Genomic DNA, 6,879 nt, shown 5'->3' with positions numbered 1-6,879 from the left:
GCTTCTCCACCGCGCGCGCGGAGCCGGCGTGGGTGGCCTCTTCGATCCGGCGCTGCAGGTCCGCGAGCTTTCCCGCGGTCGTGTGGATGTCGATGTCGTTCACTGATTGCTCCACCGGGGCTGACTGGTCATCGGAATGATCGGACGGTATCGAAGGGGACAGGAGGAAGGATCAGAACGTGTCGTGAGGTACGTGCACGCCCCAGACATCGCGCAGGGCGTGGGAGACCTCGCCGACGGTGGCGCGCAGGCGCAGCGCCTCGCGCATCGGGGGCAGGACGTTGTCGGTGCCGCGCGCCGCGTCGCGCAGTGCTTCGAGGGCTCGCTCGACGGCGTCGTTGTCGCGCTCGGCGCGCAGGGCCGCGAGGCGTTCGCACTGGTCGATCTCGATCTGGGGGTCGACCCGCAGCGGCTCGTACGGCTCTTCCTCGTCGAGTGCGTACTTGTTGACGCCGACCACGGTGCGTTCCTGGTGGTCGATCTCCAGCGCGATCCGGTACGCGGACTTCTCGATCTCGGACTTCTGGAAGCCCTGCTCGATCGCCGCCACCGCGCCGCCGCGGTCCTCGACCGCCTGGATCAGTTCAAGGGCGGCCGCCTCGACGTCGTCCGTCATCGACTCCATGACGTAGGACCCGGCGAACGGGTCGACGGTCTTGGTCACATCGGTCTCGTAGGCGATGACCTGCTGTGTGCGCAGGGCGAGCCGCGCCGCCTTCTGCGTGGGGAGGGCGATGGCCTCGTCGTAGGAGTTGGTGTGCAGGGACTGCGTGCCGCCGAGGACCGCGCCGAGGCCCTGAAGGGCGACCCGTACGAGGTTGACCTCGGGCTGCTGCGCGGTCAGCTGCACCCCGGCGGTCTGGGTGTGGAAGCGCAGCATCTGCGACTTGGGGTTCTTGGCCTTGAACTCGTCGCGCATGATGCGGGCCCAGATGCGGCGGGCGGCGCGGAACTTCGCGATCTCTTCGAGCAGGGTCGTCCGGGCGACGAAGAAGAACGACAGGCGCGGTGCGAAGTCGTCGACGTCGAGGCCGGCGGCGAGCGCGGCGCGTACGTACTCCTTCGCGTTGGCGAGGGTGAAGGCGATCTCCTGCGCGGGCGTGGCCCCGGCCTCGGCCATGTGGTACCCCGAGATGGAGATCGTGTTCCAGCGGGGCAGCTCCTTGTGGCAGTAGGCGAAGATGTCGCTGATCAGCCGCAGGGACTGCTTCGGCGGGAAGATGTACGTGCCGCGGGCGATGTACTCCTTGAGCACGTCGTTCTGGATGGTGCCGGTCAGCTGGTCACCAGAGATGCCCTGCTCGGCCGCGACGAGCTGGTAGAGCAGGAGCAGTGTCGAGCCGGGGGCGTTGATCGTCATCGACGTGGACACCTTGTCCAGCGGCAGGCCCTGGAACAGCGTGCGCATGTCCTCGATCGAGTCGATGGCCACGCCGACCTTGCCCACCTCGCCGCGGGCGATCGCCTCGTCCGAGTCGTAGCCCATCTGCGTCGGCAGGTCGAAGGCGACGCTCAGGCCGCCCGTGCCGGCGCCGACCAGCTCGTGGTAGCGCTCGTTGGACTCCTTCGCCGTGCCGAATCCGGCGTACTGCCGCATCGTCCACGGGCGGCCGGTGTACATCGACGGATACACGCCACGCGTGTACGGGAACTTTCCCGGGGCGCCGAGCTTGGCGTCCGCGTCGAAATCCGTCAGCGACCAACCGTCGTAGAGCGGCTGGATGGGCAGGCCGGACTCGCTCTGTGCCTCGGAACCCACGTCGGGCCTCCTTCGGTACTCGATGTCATATTGACGGTACTCAGTACCATCGACTCCGGCAAGTGGCTTCCGGGCACCGGGACAGGGAAGGATGGGCCGTCATGGGTGAGGATGAGTGGTCATGAGCAAGCCAGCCGCGCGGATCCGACTCGCGGACGCCGCCTTCGCGCTCTTCGACGAGCGCGGATACGAGCAGACCACCGTCGACGAGATCGCCGAGCGGGCCGGAGTGGGGCGCACGACGTTCTTCCGGCACTACCGGTCGAAGGAAGACGTGATCTTCCCCGACCACGACCGGCTGCTCGCGCTGATCAAGGACAGGCTGGCGACCTCCAGCCACAGCACCGGCCTGATCGCCGTGTCCGACGCGGTGCGCCTGGTGCTGCTGCACTACATCGACGAGGGTGACCTCGCACGGCGGCGGTACACGCTGACCAGCCAGGTGGCGGTCCTGCGGGACCGGGAGATCGCCAGTGTGGCCAGGTATCAGCGGCTGTTCCGCGAATTCATCGCGGACTGGATGGGCGACCCCACGGAGTCGGCGTCGCTGCGCGCCGAACTCATGGCGGCGTCCGTGGTCGCGGCCCACAACCACGTACTGCGCCGCTGGCTCCGGGGGGAGACCTCCGATCCGGTGGCCGAAATGGACGAGGCGATGCGCGAAGTGCTCGCGCTCTTCCCCGCGCCCTCCGGTGCCGGGGACTCAGGTGAGGCCGGCACCACGCTCGTGGCCTTCCGAACCGGACAGGATCTCGATGCGCTGCTGCCCTCGCTGAGGCGTCTCGTCGAGGGTGACGCGGGGCGCTGAGCGCTCGCGGGGCCTGGGGGCAGTCCCGTGACTGGACGGTCTCCTGGACGGGCTCTCGTCGAGGTATCCCGAAGTGCGGTTCGTGCAGGGCGGTCAGGGCTTGTGGCCCGTCGTCGGCTCCGCGCCTGTCGACTGCCCCCTCGGTGTACGTAGCAGGCGTAGGCCGGCGAGGCCCTGGAGTGTCATCGCGGCGGCGGCCGCGGCGGTGACCGCGAAACCACCGCGCGCCCCGAGCGAGTCGATCGCCCAGCCGGAAACTGCCGCCGCGGCGGCCGAGCCCGCCGCGCCGGCGGAGCCGAGCCAGGAGAACGCCTGGGTCAGAACGGCCTGGTGGACGGTCGACTCGGTGAGGACCGGGAAAAGTACGAGAAGGGGCGGAATCGTGGCGCCGGTCAGGGCCACGACCAATCCGAGGCCGAGCGGTGAACCGACCGTGAGCAACAGCAAGGTGCCGAGCGTCAACGCACCGGTGGCCGCGAGCAGTTGAGTCGCGGGCGTGGCACGCCACCGGCGCAGCCCGTACAGCCATCCGGCCAGCAGGCCGCTGCAACTGGAGACGGTGAAGATCGGGGCCGCGGCGCCGGGTGCGCCGTGCTCCACCACGAAGGCGGTCACGGACACCTGCATGGCGCCGAAGAAGATCCCGATGGCGAGATTGAGGCCCATGAGCAGAAGGACGGGGCTGCGCAGCAACGAGCGGTCGCTGCGGGTGAGTGCGGCGTCGCCGGTCTTCAGCGCGGGTGCGCTGCCGCGCTGCGCCGCGAGGACCAGACCGCCGACCACCGACAATGAGGCGGCCAGCACCGTCCCGGCCACGGGATACCCGGCGGCTGCGAGTGCGCTGACCAGCATCGGGCCCACGAGGTAGGCCACCGCGTTGCCGATCGACTCCAGCGCGAAAGCGGTGGGCAGTTCCGCCGCTCGGTCCGTGCGGAGCAGTGCCGCCCAGCGCGCCGCGGACATCGCACCGAGCTGGGGAACGCTGGCCCCGACCAGTGCGCCACCCAGGACCAGCAGGGCGTCGGAGGCATCGGCGGCGACCAAACACACCAGACCGGCCACCGCCACGGCGTGGGCGGCCAGTGAGGGCGGCAGGGTCCGGGTCTGCCCGAACCGGTCGACGAGCCGGGCCAGTTGAGGCGCCACGAGCGCGTCGGCCACGGCGAACGCACCCGTGACCAGGCCCGTCGTGGCGAACGCACCGGTCCGGTCGTGCACGAGCCAGACGATGCTGAGGCTGGTCATCGCGACGCCGACCCGTCCGAGCGATGCCGGCAGGAAGAATGCTGCGGCGCCAGGCGTCCGCAGGAGGGAACGGTAGTTCGCCGATGGCACGGCGAGTCCTGTTCGCTGCCCGGCGGGACGGCACACCAGGGCCGTCGGTGCCCGAATGTACCGACCCGTGTCGCCGCCTGGAACCGTCCAGTGGTGGCGCGGAGAAGGGGCACGCCCCCGCGCCGACTCCATCACCGGGCAGAATTCTCGATGTGTGGTTGGTCGCTGCCCGAGGCGTGAGCCCCGAGCTGTGAATCCCGAGCTGTGAATCCCGTACATTCTTGTCGCCGGGGCCGGCGAAGTCCATCACGCTGCGGACCGCACCCGCCGGTTCGGACGCTCGGCGCAGCGGCACGCCCACCGCCACCACGTCACCCTCATCCTCATGGGCAGAAGCACCGGCACCACGTCCGAGGCATGCCGTACGGGCGTGGACACCGACGCGCTCCCGGCCGCCATCCCCGGCGACGACCTGGATGCGGGGAAGACACTCACCAAGGGCATGGTGTTGTGCACCGTCACCAGCGACGACAACCTGGCGATGCTGCGCATCACGGACGTCCTGCCCGACACCAAGCAAGGCCGGTCCATCGACATGCCCGACTACGTCACCACGCTGACCCTCTGGAAGAGCAACGAGTAACGCCCCCCTTGCGGCTCTACGGAGTCCGGGCCAGGCGTTCGAGCAGGTCGGGGAGCGCGGCGAAGGAGTCGAGCACATGGTCCGGTGTGCCGTCGGCCGAACGGTGGGTCTCCGGGAGGTATTTGCCGGTCTTGACGAGGGCGCCGGTGACGCCGCTGCGCTGGGCCGCGAGCACGTCGGACTCGATGTCGTCGCCCACCATGAGCGTCGTGGAAGCATCGGCGCCCAGATGGGCGAGCGCGGCGGCGAAGAACGCCGCGGACGGTTTGCCGGTGATGCGCGCGGTGACCCGCGCGGCCCGCTCGAGGCCGAGGAGGAAGGCGCCCGTGTCGAGTTCGAGCCCGCCGGCGGTGCGCCAGTAGAGGTTCCGGTGCATGGCTACGAGGTGTGCTCCGCGCTGGAGGTGGTGGAAGACGCGGTTGAGGGCGGCGTAGCCGAACTCGTCGCCGGCGCCCCCGACCACGACGACATCCACGTCTACATCCACGTCTACGTCCGACTCCGCGCCTGAGCGTTGTTCCGGCTCATCGACGAGCGTCACGCCTGTCAGGTCGTCCCGGATGTCACCGGCGTTGAGCAACAGGCAGCGCGCGCCCGGGTGGTTCTCGCGAAGGTAGGCGGCAGTGACGGCCGGGGCGGTGAGGATGTCGTCGACCGTGACGGGGAACCCGGCCTCCGCAAGGCGTGCGCAGATCGAGGCGCGGGTACGCGAGGTCGTGTTGGTGACCAGCGCGAGCGGAAGCTCCGCTGCGCGCAGTCGCTCCATGGCCTCGACGGCGCCGGGGAGAGGCTCCCAGGACACCGTGAGCACTCCGTCGATGTCGATGAGGACTGCGCGGATCGCGCCGGTTCGCTCAGGCTCCATAGGGCGACGGTAGCCGCCGCCCGAGGCGAAACGGCGGTGCGAGCACGCCGAGTCGCCGGCGAACGCCTGACTCCTCGGGTGACTCCTTGGGCGCGACCTCGGGTGACACCTCCGATCCGACCTCCGGTGTGACCGAGCTTCGGCGTGTGCCGAATAATGCTGGCGTGAACCCTCTTCAGCTTCCCAATACCCCTGCTCCACAACGTGTTTCGGTAGTCGTGGTGGGCGCCGGTCCCGCCGGGCTGACCATCGGGAACATCCTCAGACGTGCCGGCGTCGACTGCGTGGTCCTCGAGACCGAGACGCGGGAGTTCATCGAGCAGCGGCCGCGCGCCGGGGTCATCGAAGAGTGGGCGGTTCGCGCCCTGGAGGAACGAGGTCTCGCCGAGAACCTTCTGCGGAAAGCGCAGCGGCACACCGCGTGTGAGTTCCGGTTCGACGGCCGTCAACACCGCTTTTCTTACACCGAATTGACGGGACGACACCACTACGTCTACCCGCAGCCGTTGCTCGTCGCGGATCTGGTGCGTGAGTACGACGACGGGCGGGGCGGCGACATCAGGTTCGGCGTCCGGGACGTGCAGGTGCACGACGTCGACACCGATCAGCCATCAGTTTCGTACACCTGCCCGCGGTCGGGTCAACGGCAGGTGGTTCATTGTGACTTCATCGCAGGCTGTGACGGTGCGCGTGGGGTGACGCGGCGCACACTGCCCGCCGATCGATTCCCGGTAGCGCGCCACGACTACGGAATAGGTTGGCTCTCCCTGCTGGCCGAGGCGCCGCCTTCCTCCGACTGTGTGCTCTTCGGTATCCACCAGGACGGATTCGCCGGACAGATGCCTCGCAGTCCCGAGGTGACCCGTTACTACCTCCAGTGCCTGCCCGGCGACGACCCGGAGAACTGGTCGCACGAGCGCGTATGGGCTGAGCTGCGCCGACGGCTCGCCGCGGAGGGTGCCCCCGAATTGGTCGAGGGGCGGTTGATCGAGAAGCGGATGCTCGACATGCACGACTATGTCGTCGAGCCGATGGCTTCCGGACGCCTGTTCCTGGCCGGTGACGCGGCCCACCTCGTGGCGCCGATCGCGGCGAAGGGCATGAACCTCGCACTGCACGACGCCTTCCAGCTCGGCGACGCACTGGTCGCCCACCTCACGCTGGAAGCCGACAGTAACGGCAGAGGCCTGGAGAACTATTCGGAGGCATGCCTGCGTCGCGTGTGGGACTACCAGGAGTTCTCACAGTGGCTGTCCGACGTCTATCACGGGGCGGCCACGGGGGAGCCGTTCCGGACAGGTACCACACTCGCTCGGCTGCGACGCCTGTTCACCTCGCCGGTCGCGGCGGCCGCCTTCGCGGAGCAGTACCTGGGCACAGCCGAGCGCTACTGACCGGCAGTCTGCGAGCCACTCGGCATCGCCCGGCCTGGAGCGGGTGGCCCTGACCAGCCGCTCGTACCACGGCCGGACGGCTGCGAACATGACGAGGCGTCCCCGCCACGGGGCCGCTCGGTGATCACGTGGCCG

General features: G+C 69.2%; 6 protein-coding genes. 3 read left to right on the top strand and 3 right to left on the bottom strand.

Features of this window, described 5'->3' with window-relative positions; genetic code table 11:
* Positions 1–172: 172 nt before the first annotated feature.
* Positions 173–1,759: an acyl-CoA mutase large subunit family protein gene (locus ACIPWY_RS36255; protein WP_362908285.1), complete on the bottom strand. Its 1,587-nt coding sequence runs from the start codon at positions 1,757–1,759 to the stop codon at positions 173–175.
* A gap of 121 nt (positions 1,760–1,880) precedes the next feature.
* Between ACIPWY_RS36255 and ACIPWY_RS36250 the strand changes: the two genes are divergently transcribed.
* Positions 1,881–2,567 (top strand): TetR family transcriptional regulator, encoded by a 687-nt coding sequence (locus ACIPWY_RS36250; protein WP_362908286.1) that lies wholly within the window; start codon positions 1,881–1,883, stop codon positions 2,565–2,567.
* Positions 2,568–2,660: 93 nt separating this feature from the next.
* Here the strand turns inward: ACIPWY_RS36250 and ACIPWY_RS36245 are convergent, their stop codons facing one another.
* Positions 2,661–3,812, bottom strand: a complete 1,152-nt coding sequence (locus tag ACIPWY_RS36245) for an MFS transporter (protein WP_401536647.1) — start codon at positions 3,810–3,812, stop codon at positions 2,661–2,663.
* Positions 3,813–4,227: 415 nt separating this feature from the next.
* On the opposite strand from ACIPWY_RS36245, the gene ACIPWY_RS36240 reads away from it, so the two are divergent.
* Positions 4,228–4,485 carry a hypothetical protein gene (locus ACIPWY_RS36240; protein WP_401536645.1) on the top strand — a complete coding sequence of 86 codons (258 nt, stop codon included), beginning with the start codon at positions 4,228–4,230 and terminating at the stop codon, positions 4,483–4,485.
* Positions 4,486–4,501: 16 nt separating this feature from the next.
* Here the strand turns inward: ACIPWY_RS36240 and ACIPWY_RS36235 are convergent, their stop codons facing one another.
* Positions 4,502–5,350, bottom strand: a complete 849-nt coding sequence (locus ACIPWY_RS36235) for an HAD-IIA family hydrolase (protein WP_362908289.1) — start codon at positions 5,348–5,350, stop codon at positions 4,502–4,504.
* Between the two features lie 164 nt (positions 5,351–5,514).
* Between ACIPWY_RS36235 and ACIPWY_RS36230 the strand changes: the two genes are divergently transcribed.
* Positions 5,515–6,744 carry a 4-hydroxybenzoate 3-monooxygenase gene (locus ACIPWY_RS36230; RefSeq protein ID WP_401536657.1) on the top strand — a complete coding sequence of 410 codons (1,230 nt, stop codon included), beginning with the start codon at positions 5,515–5,517 and terminating at the stop codon, positions 6,742–6,744.
* Positions 6,745–6,879: the final 135 nt, after the last annotated feature.

Source organism: Streptomyces sp. NPDC090032 (assembly GCF_044748025.1).
Classification (GTDB): domain Bacteria; phylum Actinomycetota; class Actinomycetes; order Streptomycetales; family Streptomycetaceae; genus Streptomyces.
Note: the sequence above shows the minus strand (reverse complement) of the source record. Positions and strands in the feature narration are given on the sequence as shown.